This window comes from Rubellimicrobium rubrum, assembly GCF_006152115.1.
Lineage (GTDB): Bacteria > Pseudomonadota > Alphaproteobacteria > Rhodobacterales > Rhodobacteraceae > Rubellimicrobium > Rubellimicrobium rubrum.
Window position 1 is genome coordinate 1 of sequence record NZ_VDFU01000043.1, and the last position, 22446, is coordinate 22446.

A 22446-nucleotide genomic window follows, 5' to 3' on the forward strand; every position below is an offset into this window, starting at 1 on the left:
CCATGGTCCACGTGACCAATGGTCCCAATGTTCACGTGCGGTTTGTTCCGCTCGAACTTCGCCTTCGCCATGATGCCATCCTGTTAGGGCGGAGCCCCGAACGGGTCCGCGCGTCCGCGCGCCATTTATGGAATCCGGCGGGTGAAGGCAAGAGGGCCGCCAACGCGCCCGTCAGCGCGCTCGCAGGGCCCATTCACGCGGCTAGGCGTTCTTGGGCCGACCAGCGGGCCGCCATCCCGAACAAACGGGCTGCGATCAGCCACAACGTGGCGAAGAGCGCGGTGACCATGATCACATCCACCATTGAGACCGGCCCAGCGACGCCTACACCGCCAATCAGCGCGACCAGTGGCACCACGACCTGCGCCAGAGCGGTTGCGACCATCACGCGGGCCATCCCCTCGGGCAGCAGCCGTGCCAGCCCGGCTCCGATGAGTCCGATCACGATCACCCCGCCATAGACGAGGTTGGCCGGGTTTCTCTCGCTACCGATGAGGCCAACGGCGAGGTTGGACCAGACAAGAAGCACCGCGGTGCCCAGCGCCACGCCGGTCGCGGCACGGTAGACGGGGCCCCGCACACTTCTTGAGATCAACCGGGCAACACACCCGACGACGCCCAAAAGCGCTCCGGCGACCACGACGTCGAACAGACTCCAACCCATGACGCCAACAGCCTGCAGCACCAACAGGACAACCAGCATTGCGATCAAAAGGGTCCAGGCCAGCCTGCGGTGCACGTCTCCACCGTTCCTTCGTTCCTTCATCGCCCAACCTTCAAAAGTCGGTAGGACAACTCTAGCGGGGAACGACAGGCTTGGGTGGGTCAGCATGCTCCGACATGGCCGAATGGCGGAACTTGGATGACGAAGTTCCCTTCAAGGTCGGCGCTCCGATCGGACAAGGACAAGGCCTATCTTACTAATAGCGCGATCGCGGGTCCGGCAATGAACCCAGTACAACCCTGACCCCATTGTCCTGACCGTGGTGAACCGGTCGAGGCCTGCCGGGACCGCCTTTCGGCCCGTCATGGTCAAGCGCCGGTTGCCGCCTCAGCCTGACGATACCGGAACGGCGAAGCGGTTGTCCCGTGGAAAGCCGCGCGGCGCCATGCGCCCGGCTTGCCCGCGCTTGCCCAGCCATTCGGTCAGGTCAGGCTCCCGCCGTGTCTTGCCGCCCTCCAGTAGCCAGGTCAGCCCTTCCGAGAGGGTCAGCGTCACCAGATCCGACAGGCCCCCATCCTTGAAGGCCTGGAGCCGCACACCCTTGCCGCGTCCCATCTCGGGCAGGTCCGCGACCGGGAACACCAGCATCTTGCGGTTCTGTCCAATGGCAGCAACATGGTCGCCTTCGACGGGGATCAGGTGCGCGGCCTTGGCCCCTTCGGGCAAATTCAGCACCACGCGCCCGGCGCGGGTCTGGGCCAGCGCCTCATCTTCGGAGAGGATGAAGCCGTCGCCCTGATCCGACGCCACGATCAGCCGGCCTCCGGGCCGGTGCAGCCGGACCGCCACCACCGGCGCATCGAGGTCGATCATCAACCGCAGCGGCTCGCCCATGCCGCGTCCGCCAGGCAGGCCCACGACCGGCACGGTGAAGATCCGGCCATTCGCACCCATTACCAGCAGCTTGTCCGTCGTTTCGGCCCGCAGCACGAAGCGCGCCTTGTCGCCATCCTTGTACCGGATGCCTTCGGCTTCGACGTGGCCTTTCATGGCGCGGATCCAGCCCATCTCGGACAGAACGACCGTGACCGGCTCGCGTTCGATCATGGACTCGGGGGCGATGTCCGCCGTCTCAGCGGCGATGGCGAGCGTGGTGCGTCGTGCCCCGCCCGGCGCCTTAGTCCCGAACTGCTTGCGCGCCTCCCTCAACGCCGCCGAGATCGCCTTCCATTGAAGGCTCTCGTCTTCCAGCAACGCGGAAAGCTCGCCGCGCTCGGCAACCAGCGCATCCCGCTCAGCAATAAGCTGCATCTCTTCCAGTCGCCGCAACGACCGCAGACGGATGTTGAGGATCGCCTCGGCCTGGATCTCGGTCATGCCGACGCCGGGCGGGATCACCGCCTCGCCCTTCGTGGGCAGCGGGGACTTGTAGTCGGCCTCGGACCGCGCGCGGGGCAGCGGCTTGTCCCAATCCTCGGCCTGCAGCGCGGTCTTGGGATCATCGTCATAGCGGATGATGTCGATCACCCGGTCGAGGTTCAGGAAAGCGATGAGCAAGCCGCCCAGCACCTCGAGCCGCCGGTCGATCTTTTCCAGCCGGTGCTGCGAACGCCGCAGCAGCACATCACGCCGGTGGTCGAGGAAGGCCCGAAGCACCTCGCGCAGGGAGCAGACCTTGGGCGTCAGCCCGTCGATCAGCACGTTCATGTTCAGGGGCACCCGGACCTCCAGGTCCGACTGCCGGAACAGCATGCCCATCAGCATCTCGGGATCGACGGAGCGCGCCCGGGGCTCCAGCACGATCCGCACATCGTCGGCGGACTCATCGCGCACATCCGCCAGCGCCGGAATCTTCTTGGTCTGGACGATCTCGGCCAGCTTCTCGATCAGCCGGGATTTCTGGACCTGATAGGGAATCTCGGTCACGACGATCTGGCGCACGCCACGCCCCAACTCCTCGACCGTCCAGCGCGCACGCAGGCGGAAGCTGCCTCGTCCCGTGCGGTAAGCCGTCGCTATTCCCTCGGGCGGCTCGACCAGGACGCCTCCGGTCGGGAAGTCGGGCCCAGGAATCAGCTCCAGCAGTTTCTCGTCCGGCAGGTCGGGCTTCTTGACCAACTCCAGGCAGGCGCCGATCAGCTCATCGAGGTTATGCGGCGGGATGGAAGTCGCCATCCCCACGGCGATCCCCGACGAGCCGTTGGCCAGAAGATGCGGCACCGGCGCGGGCAGCACGACGGGCTCCAGCAGGGTGCCATCGTAGTTCGGCCGCGTATCGACCGCGTTCTCCTCCAGCCCCTCCATCAGGGCCTCGCCCAGGGCGGTCAGCCGCGCCTCGGTGTAGCGGGCAGCCGCCGGGTTATCCCCGTCGATGTTGCCGAAGTTACCCTGCCCTTCCACGAGTGGGTAGCGGACGTTGAAGTCCTGCGCGAGACGGGCCATCGCGTCGTAGATCGCGGCGTCGCCGTGGGGGTGGTAGTTCCCCATCACGTCGCCCGAGATCTTGGCCGACTTCCGAAAGCCCGAGGTGGGCGTCAGCCGCAACTCGCGCATGGCATACAGGATGCGCCTGTGCACGGGCTTGAGACCGTCGCGCGCATCGGGGAGCGCGCGGTGCATGATCGTGGACAGCGCATAGGTCAGGTAGCGCTCGCCGATAGCGCGGCGCAGCGGCTCCGTCACCAAAAGGGTGGCGTCAACCTCGGGGTCGTCGGGGATCATGGGATCATCGGCCATGGGTCCGATGTAAAGGTCGGCGCCCCGGGGCACAAGGATTAGAACAAATCACGAACATGATCTTTTCCCCTCCCCAGGCAGGCTGCTCCGATCTAGATTCGCACCGAGTTCGTTCCCGATGCTTCCGGACGGAGACGCATATGAGAACCCTTCTTCTTGTCCTGGCCTTCCTTGTCTTGGGTTGGACCTACTGGACCTTGTCCGGCGGCTCGGATTTCCGACCCGAGGTCCAGGCGGATGCGGCGGCCCCTGAACCGGCCGCAGTCCCCGAGGAGACGGCGGTCGAGGTCGTCGCAGCGACCGAACCCGAGACGCCGGTTCCCCCACAGCCCCAGCCGGCGGCTGCGCCCGAGCCCGAGCCCGAGCCCAACCTGGACGACATCACGGCCGTGGAGTCCACGGCGGCCGAGGAACTTCCGCCCGAACCATCGCAGGACCAGGCGACGGAAGCTCCTCTCCCGATCAGCGCGGCCGAGGCGCTCGCGGCCATCGACTCGGACCTGACGGCACCCAGCCCCGATCCGGCGCTGCGCGTCGCTTCCAGCGATGTCGGCGGCGACCAGCGCCGCGTGACGGCCGACCGGGTTAACGTTCGACAAGGTCCGGGCGTGGACTTCGGCGTGATAGGTCAAGTCGACGCCGGCGACATGGCCGCGATCCTGGAAGAGGATGGGGGCTGGGTCCGGGTTCGCACGCCCAACGGGGCCGAAGGCTGGATGTCCGCACGGTTTCTTGCGGGCCGCGAAGGCTGAGACCTCCTTTCGGCAGGAGCGGGACCGGGCTAATCAGGACCGCCTATCCCAGCCCCGGAGCCCCCTATGTCCGCCGCCCCTGCCACCACCGCTGCCGGTCCGCGCAGCATCCTGATCACCGGCTGCTCCTCGGGCATCGGCGCGAACGCCGCCCTGGCGCTGAAGGCTCGCGGCTGGCGCGTGTTCGCCTCGTGCCGCCAGGAGGAAGACTGCCAGCGGCTGCGCGCCGAGGGCTTCGAGAGCCCCCGGCTCGATTACACCGACGCCGCCTCCATCGACGCGGCCCTGGCCGAGGTGCTCGCAGCCACAGGGGGCAGGCTGGACGCCTTGTTCAACAACGGTGCCTTCGCTCTTCCGGGCGCTGTGGAAGACCTGCCGACCGACGGCTTGCGCTCCATCTTCGAGACGAACGTCTTTGGCTGGCACGAATTGACCCGCCATGTGATCCCGGTGATGCGGCAGCAAGGCCATGGTCACATCGTCAACTGCTCCTCGGTTCTGGGCCTGGTGGGCGTCAAGTGGCGCGGGGCGTACAGCGCGACCAAGTTCGCGATCGAGGGCTTGTCCGAGGTGCTGCGGATCGAGATGGCCCCGGCCAACATCCACGTGTCCCTGATCGAGCCGGGGCCGGTGGCCTCCCGGCTGCGTCAGAATGCCGTTCCCCACTTCGAGCGGTGGATCGACTGGAAGACCTCGCCTCGCACGACGGAATACCAGGCAGTGCTCCATCGGCTTTATGGTCCCTCGCGCGCCGATCGGTGGGAGCTGCCGCCTAGCGCCGTGACCGAACGGCTGGTCCAGATCCTGGAATCCCCACGTCCGGCCGCCCGCTATTACGTGACCGCGCCGGCGCACGCGGTGGGGATCATGCGGCGGCTGCTGCCCTCGCGGGCGATGGACTGGGTGCTGCGACGGGCCTGACCCCGATGGACCGGGCGGGCGCCCGCTAGCCCCAAGCACGCACCGGGCGCCCTTTCTTTCCGGCCACAGTCCGCTAAACCCATCCAGACCACAAACCGGAGCGGCTCATGGACTTCAGCGACCCCCTTTTCTACCTTGTCGTGGCCGCCGTCCTGATCGTGCTCGGGATCCTGCTCTTCGGAGTGGGCAGCTTCGGACGGGGCGGCGACTTCAACCGCCGCAACGCCAACAAAATCATGCGCTGGCGCATCTACGCCCAGGGAGTCGCGATCGCCCTGATCCTGTTGTACGTGTTCCTCAGAAGCAGGGGAGCATGACATGGTCGTTCTGAGCAAGATCTACACCCGGACTGGCGACGCCGGCGACACCGCCCTCGGGGACGGCACCCGCGTCCGCAAGCACGCGCTGCGCGTCGAATCCTACGGCACTGTGGACGAGGTGAACTCCTGCGTGGGAATGGCACGGCTGCAGGCCTCGGGCGATCTCGACGTCCAGCTTGCCGCGATCCAGAACGACCTGTTCGACCTGGGGGCCGATCTGTGCCGCCCCGAGGGGGGAGAAGCGACCGCCCTGCGGATGACCGCAACGCAGGTGGACCGCCTCGAAGCGGCGATCGACGCCATGACCGCGCAACTGGAGCCTCTCCGCAGCTTCGTCCTGCCGGGCGGGACGGCCCTGTCCGCCCATCTGCATCTGTGCCGCACCGTGGCCCGTCGCGCCGAGCGGCTGGTGGTCGCGCTGTCCGAACAGCACGCGGTCAACGGCGCGGCCCTGCAATATCTCAACCGGCTGTCGGACTGGTTCTTCGTCGCCGCGCGGATGGCCAACGATGGCGGGAGATCCGACGTGCTCTGGGTGCCCGGCGCTAATCGCTGACGGGCGCAAGGGGCCGAACAGGGCGGACTGGCGTGCCCGGGTCAGGCCCCCTGACCAGGCCTGCGGCCCAGGTGCGGATGCACGGAGCCAGCGATGTCCCAGGCCAGTCCCATGGCCACGCCCGTCGGGGCAAAGACGGCGGCCACCGGGCCCACGACAACGATCGCCCCGCCGGCCGCAGGCGACAGGATGCCCGAAACGTCGCGAAAGCTCGAATACACGGCGGCCATCTCGGTCCGCTCCGATGGTTTGACCGCCATGAGGAAGGGCAGCGATCCGCAGACATCCAGCATCACCAGCCCGGCCGAGGCCAGGACAAGGCAAGCCACCGTCGCCCAGGGCCAGGGTGACAGCGGAGCCGCCAGGGCGAAGCAGGCAGCGCAGTAACCGAAGGCGCCGCGCACCGCTCCGCGCACAGACATCCGCTGCATCAGTCGCAGAAGAAGCGGCGTCGCGAAAAGCACCGCGTTCGACAGCGACAACGCCGCGCCGCCGACCTTTTCGCCGAGCCCGTTCTGGAGGCAGAAGAGCGGCAGATAGACGATGTACACCCACCAGCCCGACGACCGGATCGTGGCGAAGCGCCATCCCGCGACAAGTCGCGGCCGCCCCAGGAACCGTCGCAGGAACACCAGTGGTCTCATCGGCTGTGCAGGGCGGACACGATTCCCATCCCCCCAGCCCCAGCCGCAGGAAGGTCAGGGTGGTGAGGGTGGCAAACCCGCCCGCCGCCAGGAAGGGCGCGGGCCGCCACTAGGCTAGAAGCAGCACGCCCGCGTACGGTCCCAGCGTCCAAGAGGTCGCACCGTACAAGAGCCGCTTGGATTCGTTGCGGCCCAGATCTTCGCGCGGGATGAAATCCAGCACATAATCCGGAAAGGCACACCCAGAAGATTACGCTCGCGACCGCGTTCGCCAGCAGGGCCGGTGCCGTGAGCCAAGCATTCCCCGTGATGAGCAGGGTCATCCCGACAGGTAGAGCCCACCTGACACGACCATCATGCGCCCACGCGGCACCCGCCGGGTCAGCCATGGCACCAGCAGCCCCGTCGGGAGCGAGCAAAGTTCCACGCCGAGGTAGAAGGCCGACACGATCGTCTCCTCGCCCCAGAGCCGATACATGGTCAATGGCATGGCCGACAGCAGCACGCTACGCGCGGCTGCCTCAAGCCCGAACAGGAGGGCGAAGTCCTCGGCGCGTAGCACGCGCCTTGGGGCGGCGGGATCAGGAATGGCATGGGACGGCCCTATGTGCCTTGGCATTGGGCCTCGCGCGGCGGCCATGATCTGCGCGGCCCGCGACGCGGCCTGGCCGCTTGGCGTCAGTCGTGTCGGGCCAGGACCGACAGAAGGCGGTCTCGCGCGGCCGGGGGATCCCGTCCTTCTGGCATGAGGCGGTCCCGGATAAAGTGCCCCGTGACCCCCAGGGCTTCGGCAATGGCTGCTGCGTCTGCCTGCCCCTCCCCCCGCAGGACAGGAGGCAAGGACAGGAGCCTGGGCGCATAAGCCCCCGCCCCCGCCCGCGAGACCGCCCGCCCGGTGCGGGGCGAGACATAGGCCAGATCCTCTCGCGTCCCGGTCACGGCGCAGGCCCCCAGATCCAGGCCGAAACCCATCTCCTCAAGCAGGGCCATCTCCCATTGGAGGTAGGCGAGCGGCCAAACCTCGGGCTGCGCTAGAAGGTCCAGAAGCGCATTGGTCCGGTCGTAAAGCGCCGGATGCGGCGCACGATCCGGCAGGACCGCCCCGAGCAGGGCCGCCACCGTCCCGATGCCCGCCAGCGCCAGCCGGTCGCCCAGGGCCACCGCCGCACGGTTGCGGATCGGCTCCACGGTGTAATGACCCAGATGCTCGTCGAGCCGCGCCCGCCAGCCGAGTTGGGCCAGGACACCGGGCTGCAGATAGGGACGCATCCGCCGCGAGACCCCTCCCAGGACCACGCCGGCGTGGCGGCCATGCTGCTCGCAGAAGGCCTCGACGATGGCCGAGGTTTCGCCATGCGGGCGCACGGCCAGAAGGATGCCCTCGTCACGCCATTCGATCATGAATCGAAGGTGGTGACGTTCCCGGGAATGGGCAAGACCTGACGCGCTTGGCACCCCCCTACTCCAGCCCCTCGTCACCCAGGAGATGCCGGCCGTGGCGGTCCTCGATCTCGATGACCCACAGGTCCGGGTCATAGCTCCGCTGCCGCGCCACTGCGGCATCGACCTCGGCCTCGTCGCCCTCGGCCAGGGTCATCCAGGTCCGGGCCCCAGTCATCGGGTCGAAGCTCCGCTGGAACGCCTTGGCCTTGCCATCCAGGGTGGCGCACTTGACCAGCACCGCCCCCGCCGTGTCGTCGCCCCGCCCCACAACATAGGCCGGGATCCCCAAGCCCCCAAGGCGCGCGAGGTAGGCCGCGACCCAGACGCCGGCCCGGAGCCTCGGCTCAGGCGCCATCGCGGAAGTCGAGCCCCATCTCGCCGTAGCGCTCGGGATCCTCGAGCCAGTTCTCCTTGACCTTCACGGTCAGGAAAAGGTGGACCTTGCGACCCATGAAGGTTTCCAGCTCCGCCCGGGCGGCCTGGCCCACGGCCTTGATCGTTTCCCCGCCCTTGCCCAGTACGATGCCCCGGTGCCCCTCGCGGGCCACATAGATGATCTGGTCCACACGGGCCGAGCCGTCGGGCCGCTCCTCCCAGGCCTCCGTCTCCACGGTCAACTCGTAGGGCAGCTCCTGGTGAAGCCGCAGGGTCAGCTTCTCGCGCGTCATCTCAGCGGCGATCATCCGCATGGGCAAGTCGGCCAACTGGTCCTCGGGGTAGAGCCAAGGGCCTTCCGGCATCTGCTCCGCGAGCCAGGCCTTGAGGTCGTCCGTGCCGTGTCCCCGCTCGGCCGAGATCATGAAGGTCCGCTCGAGGGGGAAGGCCTCGTTCATCTGTTGGGACAGGGCGAGCAGCACCTCGGCCTTCACGCGGTCGATCTTGTTGATGGCAAGGGCGATGGGCCGCTTGCCGATCCTGTCGCGCAAGCTCTCCAGGATGGCATCGACGCCCGGGGTCTTGCCGCGGTGCGCCTCGATCAGCAGCACCACGATATCGGCGTCCGCCGCCCCGCCCCAGGCCGCCGCCACCATCGCACGATCGAGCCTCCGACGAGGGCGGAACAGGCCCGGCGTGTCCACGAACACGATCTGGGCGCTGCCCTCCATCGCCACCCCCCGGATGCGGGCGCGGGTGGTCTGCACCTTGTGCGTCACGATCGAGACCTTGGCCCCGACCATCCGGTTCAGCAGCGTGGACTTGCCCGCGTTGGGCTCTCCGATCAGCGCCACGAAGCCCGCGCGCGTGGGGCCGCTTTCCGTCTCGTCCGTCATCCGTCCAGCCTTCCCAGTAATGCCGACGCCGCCGCATGCTCGGCCGCGCGCTTGGTCGTTCCTTCGGCCCGCTCGACCTCGCCGGTCGAGAGCCGCGCCTCGATCACGAAGCGGGGCGCGTGATCCGGCCCGTCCCGCGAGATCAGCACATAGTCAGGGGGCAGGAGCCCGCGGCCCTGCGCCCATTCCTGCAACGCGCTCTTGGCGTCGCGGGCGTCCTTCGGGGCCGATGCGACCCGTTCGCCCCAAAGGCGCAGCACCATCGCGCGCGCGGGCTCCAGCCCGGCATCCAGATAGACCGCCGCGATCACCGCCTCCATGGCGTCCGCCAGCAGCGCCTCCTTCTTGCGGCCGCCGCCGATCATCTCCGAGCGGCCCAGCTTGAGACCGGCGCCCAAATCGATCTCGCGCGCCACCTCCGCGCAGGTTTCCCGCCGCACGAGGGTGTTGAACCGCGGGGCGATGTGCCCTTCGTCGGCGGTCGGATCGGCATCGAGCAGCGCCTCGGCGATCACGAGACCCAGGACACGGTCGCCCAGGAACTCCAGGCGCTGATTGTCGCCGCCCCCACCCCGCGATCCATGCGTCAGGGCCTGCAGCAGGATCGAGGGATCCTGGAACTCGTGCCCGATGCGTTCGGCCAAGGCTCGGACGGATGCCGCCATCTTCACTCCATGATCTCCCCGATCCGCCAAGGGCGCCAGCTGCCAAGAGCCCAGAACCGGGTCGCCGCCGAGGGGGCCAGCACCATGTCCACGCGTCCGATCACCTGCTCCAGGGCCACCAAACCCGTCCCCTGCGCCGCCCTTGCGAGGCGGCTGTCCCGAGCCGCATCGCGATTGTCGCCCATCACATACAGGAAGCCGTCGGGAATCGCGACCTCTCCGGCGCGGTCCAGGGAACGCGATCCGGCATCGAGCACAAGGTAGGCCTGCGCGTTCGCGAGGGTCTCGCGGACTTGGCGCGTCCGGCATTCGGCTCCAAGGCCCACCGCGCCGTTGCCGCAGACCGGCATGACGCCCTGGGGCCCCTGACGCTCGAAGGTTTCCACTAGCAGGCCTGCCTCGGCCCATGTGGCCGGAACGCCGTCGATCACCGGCAGCCCATCGCGGACCGCCACGCTTTGCCCGCCGGCGGCGATGACCCGGGCGATCCTGGGATGATCCTCGCCCGGCAGGCGGAAGGCGATCACGTCGCCGATTTCGGGCGGAGTCGGCGCGCGTCGCACCAGCACCAGGTCTCCCGGCCAGAGCGCGGGCTTCATGTCCTGCGCCACCACAAGGACCGTGGTCCACAAAAGGCTTGCCGCCAAGCAGACTGACACGACCCCCGCCAGGGCTACTCCCAGGATGCGCCAGGGTCCGTCACCTTGGGCGCGCCGATGAGAGGACGGCACGACGACGAGCAGGACCAGCAGCGCCCAGCGAAGCCCCGGAAGCGCCAGGGCCCAAGCCCACCAGCCGCGCCATCCCATGTCGTTGAGCCGGCGCAGGACATGCACCATGGCAGGCACCGTGAAGACAACCACGGGGATGAGGGCCATGGCCTCGGCCCCACGCCCCCAACCCTCGATCTGGGTCGGGCCCAGCTGCCAAAGGGACAAAAGGCCGACCAGCATCGCGAGAAGGCCGGCAAACCGCCCCGGTCCGGTGCGACCCGTCCAGTCCAGGCCCTGCCGGAGGTAGAGCGTTGGGGACAGCGGCTGCGACAGCGCGGTGGGAGCCATGAGGCGCCCTTAGTCGATAGCCTTGAAGAACCGGTCCGGCCGCCACGTCCAGAAGGCCAGCATCGACCGGCCAGCCGAGGAGAACATCACCCGGTCCGCCCGGCCGATGAGGTTCTCCAGGGGGACGAAACCCACGCCCTGCGGCTGCGGGAAACGCGAGTCGGTCGAGTTGTCGCGGTTGTCGCCCATGAAGAAGAAGTGGCCTTCCGGCACGGTGTAGACGCCGGTGTTGTCCTGCGGCAGGTCGCCGATATCGAGGATGCTGTGCGTGACACCTGCCGACAGGGTTCCATCCGCCTGCGGCGAGCCTGGCAGCAGTTCGGAGTAGCGGCCCGACAGGCAGGGTGCCCCCTCGGCCGGCTCGCCGCCCATGCAGGAGGGCCGCAACCCTTGCGGGCCCTGAGGCTCGTAGACCTCCTCGAACTGGCCCTCGCTCCAGACCTGGACGGGTTCGTCGTTGATGTGAAGCAGGCCGTCGCGCATCTGGATGCGGTCGCCCGGCAAGCCGATCAGGCGCTTGATGAAGTCGGTGCCGGTCACGGGATGGCGGAAAACGACTACGTCCCCCCGCTCGGGCATATCGCTCCAGATGCGGGTGTTTTCGCCATCGAGCCAGCCGCACAGGTCATCCGCGCCGATATCGAGCCCGATCACGCCCAGGGGGATCGAAGGGCAGGAGGCGTAGGAATAGCCGTAGGCCATCTTGTTGACGAACAGGAAGTCACCGATAAGCAGGGTGTCTTTCATGGACCCCGAAGGGATCCAGAACGGCTGGAAGAACAGGCTTCGGAACACTCCCGCGATCAGCAAGGCCCAGAAGACGGTCTTGACCGTCTCCCACACGCCGGCAACGAAGCCCCGGTTCTCGTCCCTTACCGCCGTGCGGCGATCACGCCCGAATGCCATCCGTTGCCCCTGCCCGTGAACGCCGCCGCTTCCTGCCGGTCCGTGGCCCTCAAGTCAACCCGCGCGTCCGGCCACCCCGTCCTGCGGGCTTCACGACCCCGCCATTCGCGAAGCCAAGGGCCGGGCCTCGATGACGACGAACGCCTGCGCCCAAGGGTGGTCGTCGGTCAGTGTCACGTGAATGACGGCCTCGTGCCCGGGAGGGGTCATCCGCGCCAGCCGCTCGGCTGCCCAGCCGGTGACCGCCATGATCGGCTGGCCGGTGGGCAGGTTCGACACCGCCATGTCCCGCCAGGCAATGCCCATGCGAAGACCGGTGCCGAGCGCCTTGGAGCAGGCCTCCTTGGCGGCCCATCGCTTGGCCAGGGTCGCGGCCTCTCCGTGGCGGGACCGGGCCTTGCGCAGTTCGGTCTCGGTGAAAACGCGGTCGCGGAAACGGTCTCCGAAGCGCGTGAGCGTGCCTTCGATCCGGTCGATGTTGCAAAGATCCGTACCGATGCCGAGGATCACGGGACGTCTCGGGGCAGGATGGGAACAGGCGTCGAACAGGTTGGCATGGGTCTCAGAGTGCTGGGGCTATGCCGGACCTAGCGCATCCCGGTGGGCCTGAACAGGCGCCGGGCGGGCCTTGGCACGACCTTTGCCCTTGCCGTCCAGGCAGCCCGGGCCATAGGCTAGACCCGGCCATCCGCATAAAGATCGATGACCTCGTCCTCGAGCACGCCACCCAGATGGGCGAAACCCTTGTCCGCAGCGGCATGGAAATCCGCGATCGTGAGTCCGCCGAACTGGAAATACTTGGGATGCACGGCTTCCTGACGGGCAGCAAAGACCACCCGCGAGATGCCAGCCCAGCGCATTGCCCCCAGGCACATCTCGCAAGGCTGGAGGGTGGAGACCAGCGTGGCCCCGGTCAGGTCCACCTGCGCCAAAACTTCAGCAGCGGCGGCCATGGCTGCGATCTCGGCATGGCGGCTCGGGTCGGTCCGGTCCTTCACCTCATTGGGGCGCATGGCGAGCACCCGGTCGCCGGCCAGGACCGCGGCCACGATGCCGGGGCCGCCCGCATCGGCCAGCGCGCGCGCCTGCGCGATGGCGTCGCGAAGCGCGGCGATCTCGGCCGGGGTGGGTCCAGGGTCGGTGGGGGTCGGGCCAAGGGGGTCGGGCATCGCGGGGTCCTCCGGGTGATCCGCAGGCGAACGGTCCATCCGGCCCGCTGTTCCCTGTTGCGGCTCAGGTGGATGCGCGCGCCGCGTCCATCCGCCGGCGCATCTCGGAGATGGCGGGAGCCAGACCCTGCATGATGGCCTCGCCGATCAGGAAATGCCCGATGTTGAGTTCCTGCATGGCGGGGATCGCGGCGATCGGTGCGACCGTGTCATAGGTCAGCCCGTGGCCTGCATGCACCTCCAAGCCCAGCGACGCCGCAAGCGCGGCGGCCTCGCGGATGCGGGTCAGCTCCGCTTCGCGCTCCTCGAGGCGATCCTCGTGGTGGGCGTCGCAGTAGGCACCGGTATGGATCTCCACGACGGCCGCGCCGATCCGTGCGGCGGCCTCGACCTGCCGGCTGTCCGCGCCGATGAACAGCGACACCCGTGCACCCATGTCGCGCAGGGGCGCAATGAAGGTGGCGATCCGGTTCTCGTCCTGCGCGACGTTCAGGCCACCCTCGGTCGTGCGCTCCTCGCGCCGTTCGGGGACGATGCAGACGGCATGGGGACGGTAGCGCAGCGCGATGGCCTGCATCTCCTCCGTGGCAGCCATCTCGAAGTTCAGGGGCTTGGTCAGCGACTCCACGAGCCGCGCAATGTCGTCGTCCGAGATGTGACGGCGATCCTCTCTCAGATGGGCGGTGATGCCGTCGGCTCCCGCGGCTTCGGCGATCAGCGCGGCGCGCACCGGGTCCGGAAAGGCGGTGCCCCGCGCGTTCCGCACCGTCGCGACGTGGTCGATGTTGACCCCGAGCCTGAGCCTGCCGTCCATCCTATGCCCCCCCCCCTGCTGGTTCGAACGCAGCCTAACGTCCCAAGGGGCCTGCGCCAGGGGGCTTGCGAAGCTGCGAGAGCTTCTCCTCCAGAGCCTTGCGCCGAGCGGCCTGATAGGCCCTCACCAAGGGCACCGTCAGCCAGTAGGAAACGATTGCCGCAGGCAGGCCGGTGATGACGCCACCCACGAAATAGGGGATGAACGCCTCGCGGAAGAAGATGCTCAGGCCCGCCCAGTCCATCCGTTCGGCCGTGAAGACGGCCCAGACGTTATGCCAAAGGTCCCGGCCCGCTTCCTGGAACAGGTGCCCGAGCTCGCGCACGAGCCCCTCGTCGGGTCTCATGCCCAGGATCCAGTATCCCAACCCTACGGCGGCGGCGCTGATGGGAACCAGGGTCAGGAAGTTGTTGACGAAGGTACCGATCATCGAGGCCAGGAGGTTGCCCCGGATCAGCTTGGCGATCAGTAGGCCGCCAATGAAATGGAGCCCGTAGAGCGGCGTGAAGCTGATGAAGACCCCGGCCGCCATGCCGCGGCCGATCTTTTCGGGACTGTCGGGCAGGCGGCGAAGGCGGTGCTTGACGTATTCGATCGCCCGGCCGTAGCCGCCGCGTGGATAGACGACCTCGGCAGTGATGCGCCAAAGACTGCGCCGGTCGCGCCGGCGGAAGACCATCAGACGCCCTGCCTCATGCCCGAGGCGGCGTCAGCGTCGCCCTTTTGGGGTCGCGGTGGCGCGCCACGCCCGACACGTTGGTCTCGGCCTCCAGGGCGGTCATCACCCGGTGCAGGTGCTCCGCATGGCGGAGGTCCACATCCACAAGAAGCCGGTAATAGTCAGGCTTGCGGTCGGTGAACTGCAGGTCCGAGATGTTCGCCGACTGCTCCCCGATCAGGGTGCAGATGCGCCCGAGCACGCCCGGCCCGTTGGAGATGGTCAACTCCAGAGTGACGGTGTTGACGGGACGGTGGTTGCCCTCCTGCCAATGCAGGTCGAGCCAGCGGTCCGGCTGTTCCTCATAGTCCACAAGCGCTGGGCAGTCGATGGCATGAACCACGACGCCCTGCCCGCGATGGGTGATGCCCACGATCCGCTCGCCCGGGACGGGCTGGCAGCAGAGCGCCCGACGATAGGCCTGCCCAGGGGCGAGGCCGACCACGGCACGCTTCTCGTCCACCTCCTCGCCGGGGCGACGGGCCAGGTCGGGGTAGAGCACGCGCACGACCTCGCGGGCCGTCATCTCGGCCGAGCCGAGGCGCGCCAGCAGATCTTCGTCGTCGTCGAGCCCCAGGGCCTTGGCCGCGGTCCGAAGCGCCTTGTCGGTGGCCTTCTTGCCGACGTTCTCGAACGCCACGCGGGCGAGTTCGGAGCCGAGCTTGATGAAACGCTCGCGGTCCTCCTCGCGCAGGGCCCGGCGGATGGCGGACTTGGCACGGCCTGTCACGGCGATGCCGATCCAGGTGGCCTGGGGAGTCTGGCCTTCGGCGGTGATGATCTCGACCATCTGGCCGTTCTTCAGCCGCGAGTACAGCGGCACCCGCACGCCGTCGACCTTAGCGCCAACGCAAGCGTGACCGATGCGGGTGTGGATCGCATAGGCGAAGTCGATGGGGGTGGCACCGCGCGGCAGGGGGATCACATGCCCCTTGGGGGTGAAGCAGAACACCTGGTCCTGATACATTTCGAGCTTCACGGCTTCGAGGAACTCGTCATGGTCCTCGCCACCCTCGAACCGCTCGGTCATCTGGGCGATCCAGCGCACGGGATCGACGGCAAAGCGATTCTCGCTGCGCACGCCGTCCTTATAGGACCAGTGCGCGGCCACGCCCGACTCCGCCACCTCGTGCATCTCGTGGGTGCGGACCTGCACCTCGACCTGCTTCCCGTCCCGGCCCGAGACGGTGGTGTGGATGGACCGATAGCCGTTCGACTTGGGCTGGCTGACATAGTCCTTGAAGCGGCCCGGCACGGCCCGCCATTTCTGATGGATCACCCCGAGGATACGGTAGCAGTCCGCCGCCGTGCCGCAGATGATCCGGAATCCGTAGATGTCGGACAGGCGGGAAAAGGCGTGCTCCTTGGTCTGGAGCTTGCGCCATATCGAATAGGGCTTCTTGGCGCGCCCTGTCACCTCGGCCTCGATCCCCTCGCGGGTCAGGAGGTCACGGATGTCCTCCACGATCTTGGTGATGACGTTGTCGGCCTCGTCCTGGAGGGTCAGAAAGCGGCGGATCACCGATTGGCGCGCCTCGGGCATCAGGACCTTGAAGGACAGGTCTTCCAGCTCCTCGCGCATCCACTGCATCCCCATGCGGCCGGCCAGGGGGGCGTAGATGTCCATGGTTTCCCGGGCCTTCTGGGCCTGCTTCTCGGGCAGCATGGACTTGATGGTCCGCATATTGTGGAGGCGGTCGGCCAGCTTGACCAGGGTCACGCGCAGGTCGCGCGACGTCGCCATGAACAGCTTGCGGAAGTTCTCGGCCTGACGCGTCTCGTCGGACCGGATCTGCATCTTGGTGAGGTTGGTGACCCCCTCGACCAGTTCGGCGACCTCGGGTCCGAACTCCCGCTCCACCATGGCGCGGGATGCTTTGGTGTCTTCCACGGTATCGTGAAGCAGCGCCGTGACGATGGTCGCGTCGTCCATCTGCTGGTCGGCCAGGATGCGGGCCACGGCCACCGGATGGGTGAAATAGGGCTCCCCGCTCTTGCGGAGCTGCCCCTCGTGCATCTTTTCGCCAAAGGTCCAGGCGCGGCGGATCAGCGCCTCGTTGCTGCGGGGGTTGTAGCTCTTGACGAGAGCCACAAGGTCGTCGGGCGTGGCTGTGAGAGCCGCGCCCGGTGCCAGTACTATGGCGTGATCCTGCATGTCGTCCCCCGACGCGGGCCGGGACCCGCGGGCTTAGCGTTGGCCCTGCGCCTCCATCAGCGCACGGAGCATCCGCTCCTCGCTCATGTCGTCCTGCACGGGGCGGTCCATTTCGGCCCCCATGAGGAGCGCCATGGCGTCCTCCTCGGGCTCGTCCACCTCGATCTGGGTCTGGTGAGCGGCGATCATGCGTTCGCGCAGGGGCTCGGCCTGCTGCGTTTCCTCAGCGATCTCGCGCAGGGCCACGACGGGGTTCTTGTCGTCGTCGCGGGCCAACGTCAGCGGCGAACCGGCCGCAAGCTCGCGGGCGCGGTGCGCCGCAAGCATGACGAGCTCGAAGCGGTTGGGAACCTTGTCGACGCAATCTTCGACGGTCACGCGGGCCATGGGCACACTCCCGGATAGGCGGTGGGGCTGGGCGCACGGATTCGTCCGGCAATCCGGCCTCGGAAGCCATCTAGCTAACCAGTTGCCACCGGATTGACAAGCACCAAACGACCCGTGCTGCCCTTACAGAGCGTGGATCCCATCCAGCGCCGAAGGCGGCAGTGCTTCTAACATGTCCCGGACCGTTCGCCCGATCAAGGGGTGGCGCCAGTCCGGCGCCACCTCGGCCAAAGGAACGAGGACGAAGCCGCGATCCTGCATCCGGGGATGAGGCAGGATCAGCCGGTCCGGGGCTTCCTTGCCCTGCCGCTCCGGGGCAAGGTCGCGCCACGCCCGCTGGCCCTGGGCATCAGGCCGGACCTCCTCCCCCCAGGCCAGCAGGTCGAGGTCGAGCGTCCGCGCGCCCCATCGTTCCTCGCGGGTGCGACCAAGGGCGGCCTCGATGCCATGGAGGCGATCCAGGATTTCTTCGGGAGCCAGCGCCGTCCCGACCAGGGCCGCCGCATTCACGTAGTCGGGCCCTCCGGGGGGCCAGGCTGGACTGCGGTACAGGCGCGACCGGCCCGCGACCCGGCCCAGATCGGCCAGCGCATCCATGGCGGCCATCACCGTCGGGCCAGGCGGCCCGGCCATGGAGGGGAGATTGGAGCCCAGCGCGATCAGTGCCGGCAGGACAGGGATCATGTTACTCTCTTGCGCCTGTTGCACGTAAACCTATGTTGAGGATATTAGCGTCTGGCCTTGCCCATTGGGGCCGTGCCGGCCATTCTGAAAGGCATTTCATGTTCTACCGCGATGATCGCCTCGCGCTCTTTATTGATGGATCGAACCTTTATGCCGCCGCCAAGGCCCTTGGGTTCGACATCGATTACAAGCTTCTTCGGGCCGAGTTCATGCGCCGCGGCAAGCTCGTCCGGGCCTTCTACTACACCGCGCTCCTCGAGAATGACGAATACTCGCCCATCCGACCGCTGGTGGACTGGCTGAACTACAACGGCTTCAGCATGCGGACCAAGCCTGCCAAGGAATACACCGACTCCCTGGGCCGTCGGAAGGTCAAGGGCAACATGGACGTGGAGCTGTGCGTCGATGCCCTGGAGCTCGCGCCCCATGTGGATCATGTGGTCATCTTCTCGGGCGACGGCGACTTCAAGCCTCTGGTCGAGGCGTTGCAGCGCAAGGGTGTGCGCGTTTCGGTCTGCTCGACCATCCGCAGCCAGCCACCGATGATCTCGGACGACCTGCGCCGTCAGGCCGACAACTTCATCGACCTTGAGGACCTCCGCGAGGTGGTGGGCCGCCCTCCCCGCGAGCCTCGTCCCGAAGCCACGCGCCCCTGGCCGCGCGAGGCGTCCGCCGAGGTTCCCACCCCGATGCCGGCCGAGGAATGACCAAGCCCGCCCTTACGCTCCATCTCGCGGCGCCGCGAGGGTTCTGTGCGGGGGTGGATCGCGCCATCCGCATCGTGGAGCTCGCCATCGAGAAGTGGGGTGCGCCGGTCTATGTCCGCCACGAGATCGTCCACAACCGCACGGTGGTGGAGGGCCTGCGTGCCAAGGGCGCCGTCTTCGTGGAGGAGGTCCACGAGGCCCCCGCCGACCGCCCCATCGTGTTCTCCGCCCATGGCGTGGCCAAGTCGGTGCCGGCGGAGGCCGCCGCACGGAACATGATCCAGGTGGATGCCACCTGCCCCCTCGTGACCAAGGTTCATATCGAAGCCGCACGCCATCACGAGAACGGCCTGCAGCTCGTCATGATCGGCCATGCCGGCCACCCGGAGACCGTGGGCACCATGGGCCAGCTTCCGCCCGGCGAGGTGCTGCTGGTCGAGACGGCCGAGGATGTCGCGACGCTGCAGGTCCGTGATCCACAGAAGCTCGCCTTCGTGACGCAGACGACGCTGTCCGTGGACGACACCGCCGACATCGTGGCCGCGCTCCAGGCCCGCTTCCCCGCAATTCACGGACCCGCGCGCGAGGATATCTGCTACGCCACCACCAATCGTCAGATGGCGGTCAAGGCCATGGCTCCGTCCTGCGAGGCCATTCTGGTGGTGGGTGCGCCCAACTCTTCCAACTCGCGCCGCTTGGTCGAGGTCGCGAGAAAGGCGGGCTGCCCTTATGCCCAGCTGATCCAGACCGCAGCCGAGATCGACTGGCGCGCCCTTGAGGGGGTGCGCTCCGTCGGTCTGACCGCCGGCGCCTCCGCGCCCGAGGAACTGGTCAACGAGGTCCTCGACGCGTTCCGGGCCCGCCATGACGTGACCGTCCTGCCGGTCGTCACCGCCGAGGAGAACGTGGAGTTCAAGGTTCCCCGTATCCTGAGGGAGCACGCGTGAAGCAGATTCCCCGCTCGGCCCTTTACCTGGGGCTCGCCGGGGTTCTCCCTTTCGCCTGGGGCGCGCTTACCATCCTTATTCCCGGCTTGGGCGACTGGAGCCTCGATGTGCTGGGGTCCCGCCTTTCCGGCCGCACGCTCCTGCTCGGCTATGGCACGGTGATCCTGAGCTTCATGTCCGGGGTGATCTGGGGTTATGCGACCCACGCCCGCGGGCGTCACGCGGCAGCGCTCTATGCCCTGTCCACGGTCCCGGCGCTTTGGGCCTTTTTCCTCGGGTTCTCGGCTCTTGCGCTGGCCCTGGGGTTCATCGCCCTTCTTGGGCTGGACTGGCATTCACAGCGCACCCTCCTCGCTCCGGCGTGGTGGATGCGGCTCCGGCTGCTGCTGACAGCGCTTGTGGTTTTTTGCCTGCTTTCGGGCGTCCCCTGAGCCGGCAACCATTGCTTGCAGCCCAAGGCCAGTCGGTTCGCCTGGCGCGAAGGCTGCCGGCATCGCCCCTATACTGGGCTTGGTCCGGCGCGCCGGTTGCACGCTCCACAACAGCAGGCTAGGCCACAGGTCCCAAGCCGCAGGAGCCCCAACCCATGCCCGTTCTTTTCGCCTATACCGACGGCGCCTGCTCCGGGAATCCCGGGCCGGGCGGCTGGGGGGCCCTCCTCCTCGCCAAGGAGGGGGAGGAGGTCGTGCGCGAACGCGAGCTTTCGGGCGGCGAGGCGCTGACCACCAACAACCGGATGGAACTGCTCGCCGCGATCAACGCCCTGGAAGCCCTGGAGCGCCCTTCGGTGATCATCGTCGTGACCGACAGCGCCTATGTGAAGGGCGGGATCACCGAGTGGCTGGTGAACTGGAAGCGGCGCGGCTGGCGCACGGCGTCCAACGAGCCCGTGAAGAACGAGGATCTCTGGCGACGGCTCGAGGCGGCCGCGTCGCGCCACACAGTGACGTGGCGCTGGATCAAGGGCCATGCGGGACATGCCGAGAACGAGCGCGCGGACGCCCTCGCCCGCGCGGGAATGGCTCCGTTCAAGGGCAAGCTGATCGCCAGGTCATAGGTTGTCCGGCTGAGACATAACTTGTTCGTCGGGAACCATATGCCGTTTCCGACGTGCAGGGCGCGCCGGATTTGCGTTCAGTTCGACTACATTCGGCCCCGCACATTGCAGCAGGATGCGCCGAGCCAGATGCAGTCATCAAAACTGCAGATAGCCAGCAGAAAGGCAATATTCGGGCCCTTAGGTTCCAGACCTGTAAGCGCTCTAGCCTTTCAGCAGCTTAGCTGATTCATGCTGCCCGACTTTGGAGGGTGGCATGAGCGGACAGTTTTGGTTGACCGACCAGCAGGTGGAGCGGTTGAGGCCGCTCGTGGGGCCATCGATCCCCCGGATCGCTGGCTGATCCTTCTCGCTCCCGAAGCCCCGGGGCAAGCCGCGCGTGGACGATCGGAGAGTCTTGAGTGGGATCCTGTTCGTCTTGCGCAATGGTCTGCGCTGGCAGGACGCTCCGGCCGTCTATGAGCCGCACAAGACTCTGTACAACCGCTTTGCCCGGTGGTCCCGGATGGGCGTCTTCGCCCGCATCTTTCGTGACTTGGCCAAGCCTGGCGCAGACGGGGACACCCTTATGATGGACATCGAGCCGGTGGTGCGCCACTGGTCCGACGACCGCCGGCGAGGGCACCTGAAGGCGCACAGGACGGCGTCAAGCCTGAGAAAAGGGGGGCGCGGCCGCGGGCCATCGGGCGCACCAAAGGCGGCCTGAACTCCAAGCTGCACATGGTCAGCGGCGGCCGTGGGCGGCCTTTGACCTTCTTTCTGTTGCCCGGCCAGATGAGCGACGCCAAGGGCGCCTTGGTGCTCCTGGCCGAGATGCCGCCCGCCAAGCGGTTGCTGGGCGACAAAGGCGTTGCTGGGCGACAAAGGCTATGATGCCGACTGGCTGCGAGATGAGTTGAAGGCCCGAGGCGTCCGCGTTTGCATTCCTGCCCGCAGTGGACGGAACCGCCCCGCCACCCACAACCGAAAGCTCTACAAAAAGCGCTGCCCCATCGAAAACGCCTTTGCCCGCCTGAAGGATTGGCGCGGCATCGCCATGCGCACCACCAGATGCGGCGACCTTTTCCTGTCCGCCATCGCGCTCGCCGCCGTCATCTTCCGGCTGCCGTTATGAGGCTGGAGCCTAGGTTCCTCTGTGACGCAAGGCACGCCTCTTGATGCCGAAGCCTGGATCCGCTGGGCGGACAACGGCTATTGTTACATCCGCCCGCCCACGCTCTGCGCAACGAGGTTGGCGAGGTCCTACGTTGGTCTAGCACGACCGAGGACCTTCACGATTGCCGGCAGGCCGAAGGGGCCTTGCAGACAGCGTGGAACGCCGGGCCGCCAGCGACTGATTCCGGTGCGCAGTCATCGACGCCATGCCGGTGGGCATGGTCGTCGGTGCCCGAGGCGGAGTCCCGAGCGAGACCACAGCCCCGCAGGACCTCCGGGGCCAAGCCCCGGTCATCAGGAGCGTTGGGGGTCATGAGGCGTGGGTGGATACTGGCTCGCCACGGGCGAGGTCATCAGCGACGAGCAAATTGAGATCGCGGCCTTCGGCACCGGTCAACGACGCACGGCCCTCATGGGCGCAGGACCGGTGCGCGACGGAGAGAGCCCTATCATGGGCGGCGTGGCGGCGCAGGTCGATGTCACGGTAGCCAAGGCGGTGGAACGGGCGTTGTGCGACAGCGAGGAGCGCCTGCGCAGCCCCGACGCCAATCTCAAGCGTTCGGGGCGAAGCAGGCTCGGCATCTGGCCACCCACACGGACCGGCTCGGACATAGTGTGTCCGCAAGTCAGCCGTGTTCCTGGCGTCTAAGAGCCTGACTCGGAACTCTTTCAGCATGCGCAATGGCTTGCGATGCGGCGGGTGAGGAGGCGTAT

26 protein-coding genes and 1 pseudogene are annotated in these 22446 nt (G+C 67.5%); 10 read left to right on the plus strand and 17 right to left on the minus strand.

What is annotated here, in order from left to right; all coding sequences use genetic code 11:
- Positions 1-193: 193 nt before the first annotated feature.
- Complete coding sequence (locus FHG66_RS19635; protein WP_139078783.1) at positions 194-766, minus strand: hypothetical protein; 573 nt, start codon at positions 764-766, stop codon at positions 194-196.
- Between the two features lie 285 nt (positions 767-1051).
- Entirely contained in the window at positions 1052-3400 is a 2349-nt protein-coding gene (locus FHG66_RS19640; protein WP_139078785.1) for a DNA topoisomerase IV subunit A, read from the minus strand.
- 140 nt (positions 3401-3540) lie between these two features.
- Between FHG66_RS19640 and FHG66_RS19645 the strand changes: the two genes are divergently transcribed.
- The 4 genes from FHG66_RS19645 to FHG66_RS19660 all read left to right on the plus strand — a co-directional run bounded on the left by FHG66_RS19645 (position 3541) and on the right by FHG66_RS19660 (position 5949).
- Complete coding sequence (locus tag FHG66_RS19645; RefSeq protein WP_176556358.1) at positions 3541-4152, plus strand: SH3 domain-containing protein; 612 nt, start codon at positions 3541-3543, stop codon at positions 4150-4152.
- Between the two features lie 66 nt (positions 4153-4218).
- Positions 4219-5073, plus strand: a complete 855-nt coding sequence (locus tag FHG66_RS19650; protein WP_139078790.1) for an SDR family NAD(P)-dependent oxidoreductase — start codon at positions 4219-4221, stop codon at positions 5071-5073.
- Between the two features lie 107 nt (positions 5074-5180).
- On the plus strand, positions 5181-5390 hold the full coding sequence (locus tag FHG66_RS19655) for a twin transmembrane helix small protein (protein WP_139078792.1): 210 nt from the start codon (positions 5181-5183) through the stop codon (positions 5388-5390).
- Between the two features lies 1 nt (position 5391).
- Positions 5392-5949, plus strand: a complete 558-nt coding sequence (locus FHG66_RS19660) for a cob(I)yrinic acid a,c-diamide adenosyltransferase (protein ID WP_139078793.1) — start codon at positions 5392-5394, stop codon at positions 5947-5949.
- 41 nt (positions 5950-5990) lie between these two features.
- Here the strand turns inward: FHG66_RS19660 and FHG66_RS19665 are convergent, their stop codons facing one another.
- The 15 genes from FHG66_RS19665 to folK all read right to left on the minus strand — a co-directional run bounded on the left by FHG66_RS19665 (position 5991) and on the right by folK (position 17866).
- A complete protein-coding gene (locus FHG66_RS19665) occupies positions 5991-6581 on the minus strand; it encodes an MFS transporter (RefSeq protein WP_139078795.1) in 591 nt (196 codons plus the stop codon).
- Between the two features lie 331 nt (positions 6582-6912).
- Complete coding sequence (locus FHG66_RS19670; RefSeq protein ID WP_176556359.1) at positions 6913-7212, minus strand: hypothetical protein; 300 nt, start codon at positions 7210-7212, stop codon at positions 6913-6915.
- A 59-nt stretch (positions 7213-7271) separates the two neighbouring features.
- Positions 7272-7991 (minus strand): DNA repair protein RecO, encoded by a 720-nt coding sequence (recO, locus tag FHG66_RS19675; protein WP_139078830.1) that lies wholly within the window; start codon positions 7989-7991, stop codon positions 7272-7274.
- 61 nt (positions 7992-8052) lie between these two features.
- Positions 8053-8391, minus strand: a complete 339-nt coding sequence (locus tag FHG66_RS19680; RefSeq protein ID WP_139078798.1) for a DUF1491 family protein — start codon at positions 8389-8391, stop codon at positions 8053-8055.
- Positions 8381-9307 carry a GTPase Era gene (era, locus tag FHG66_RS19685; protein ID WP_139078800.1) on the minus strand — a complete coding sequence of 309 codons (927 nt, stop codon included), beginning with the start codon at positions 9305-9307 and terminating at the stop codon, positions 8381-8383. Before era ends, FHG66_RS19680 begins: the two co-directional genes overlap by 11 nt.
- Positions 9304-9978, minus strand: coding sequence for a ribonuclease III (gene rnc / locus FHG66_RS19690; protein ID WP_139078802.1), 675 nt, complete (start codon positions 9976-9978; stop codon positions 9304-9306). Before rnc ends, era begins: the two co-directional genes overlap by 4 nt.
- Positions 9975-11033, minus strand: coding sequence for a signal peptidase I (gene lepB / locus FHG66_RS19695; protein ID WP_139078804.1), 1059 nt, complete (start codon positions 11031-11033; stop codon positions 9975-9977). The genes rnc and lepB (FHG66_RS19695) overlap by 4 nt, the downstream gene beginning before the upstream one ends.
- A 9-nt stretch (positions 11034-11042) precedes the next feature.
- Positions 11043-11939 carry a signal peptidase I gene (gene lepB / locus FHG66_RS19700; RefSeq protein ID WP_139078806.1) on the minus strand — a complete coding sequence of 299 codons (897 nt, stop codon included), beginning with the start codon at positions 11937-11939 and terminating at the stop codon, positions 11043-11045.
- A gap of 90 nt (positions 11940-12029) precedes the next feature.
- Positions 12030-12449 (minus strand): holo-ACP synthase, encoded by a 420-nt coding sequence (gene acpS / locus FHG66_RS19705; protein WP_139078807.1) that lies wholly within the window; start codon positions 12447-12449, stop codon positions 12030-12032.
- Positions 12450-12613: 164 nt separating this feature from the next.
- Positions 12614-13108 (minus strand): deaminase, encoded by a 495-nt coding sequence (locus tag FHG66_RS19710; protein WP_176556360.1) that lies wholly within the window; start codon positions 13106-13108, stop codon positions 12614-12616.
- Positions 13109-13172: 64 nt separating this feature from the next.
- Entirely contained in the window at positions 13173-13922 is a 750-nt protein-coding gene (locus tag FHG66_RS19715) for a pyridoxine 5'-phosphate synthase (protein ID WP_139078811.1), read from the minus strand.
- Between the two features lie 34 nt (positions 13923-13956).
- On the minus strand, positions 13957-14601 hold the full coding sequence (locus tag FHG66_RS19720; protein ID WP_139078813.1) for a DUF2062 domain-containing protein: 645 nt from the start codon (positions 14599-14601) through the stop codon (positions 13957-13959).
- Positions 14602-14614: 13 nt separating this feature from the next.
- Positions 14615-16795: a RelA/SpoT family protein gene (locus tag FHG66_RS19725; RefSeq protein ID WP_139078815.1), complete on the minus strand. Its 2181-nt coding sequence runs from the start codon at positions 16793-16795 to the stop codon at positions 14615-14617.
- Between the two features lie 33 nt (positions 16796-16828).
- Entirely contained in the window at positions 16829-17182 is a 354-nt protein-coding gene (rpoZ, locus tag FHG66_RS19730) for a DNA-directed RNA polymerase subunit omega (protein WP_139078816.1), read from the minus strand.
- 123 nt (positions 17183-17305) lie between these two features.
- A complete protein-coding gene (gene folK, locus FHG66_RS19735; RefSeq protein WP_139078818.1) occupies positions 17306-17866 on the minus strand; it encodes a 2-amino-4-hydroxy-6-hydroxymethyldihydropteridine diphosphokinase in 561 nt (186 codons plus the stop codon).
- Positions 17867-17964: 98 nt separating this feature from the next.
- Between folK and FHG66_RS19740 the strand changes: the two genes are divergently transcribed.
- The 6 genes and pseudogenes from FHG66_RS19740 to FHG66_RS19765 all read left to right on the plus strand — a co-directional run bounded on the left by FHG66_RS19740 (position 17965) and on the right by FHG66_RS19765 (position 22381).
- On the plus strand, positions 17965-18573 hold the full coding sequence (locus FHG66_RS19740) for a LabA-like NYN domain-containing protein (RefSeq protein ID WP_139078820.1): 609 nt from the start codon (positions 17965-17967) through the stop codon (positions 18571-18573).
- Complete coding sequence (ispH, locus tag FHG66_RS19745; RefSeq protein ID WP_139078822.1) at positions 18570-19520, plus strand: 4-hydroxy-3-methylbut-2-enyl diphosphate reductase; 951 nt, start codon at positions 18570-18572, stop codon at positions 19518-19520. The genes FHG66_RS19740 and ispH overlap by 4 nt, the downstream gene beginning before the upstream one ends.
- Positions 19517-19951 (plus strand): DUF3429 domain-containing protein, encoded by a 435-nt coding sequence (locus FHG66_RS19750; protein WP_139078825.1) that lies wholly within the window; start codon positions 19517-19519, stop codon positions 19949-19951. Before ispH ends, FHG66_RS19750 begins: the two co-directional genes overlap by 4 nt.
- Before the next feature lie 155 nt (positions 19952-20106).
- On the plus strand, positions 20107-20577 hold the full coding sequence (gene rnhA / locus FHG66_RS19755; protein WP_139078826.1) for a ribonuclease HI: 471 nt from the start codon (positions 20107-20109) through the stop codon (positions 20575-20577).
- Positions 20578-20833: 256 nt separating this feature from the next.
- Positions 20834-21691, plus strand: a pseudogene (locus FHG66_RS19760) (IS5 family transposase).
- A gap of 360 nt (positions 21692-22051) precedes the next feature.
- Entirely contained in the window at positions 22052-22381 is a 330-nt protein-coding gene (locus FHG66_RS19765) for a hypothetical protein (protein ID WP_139078828.1), read from the plus strand.
- Positions 22382-22446: the final 65 nt, after the last annotated feature.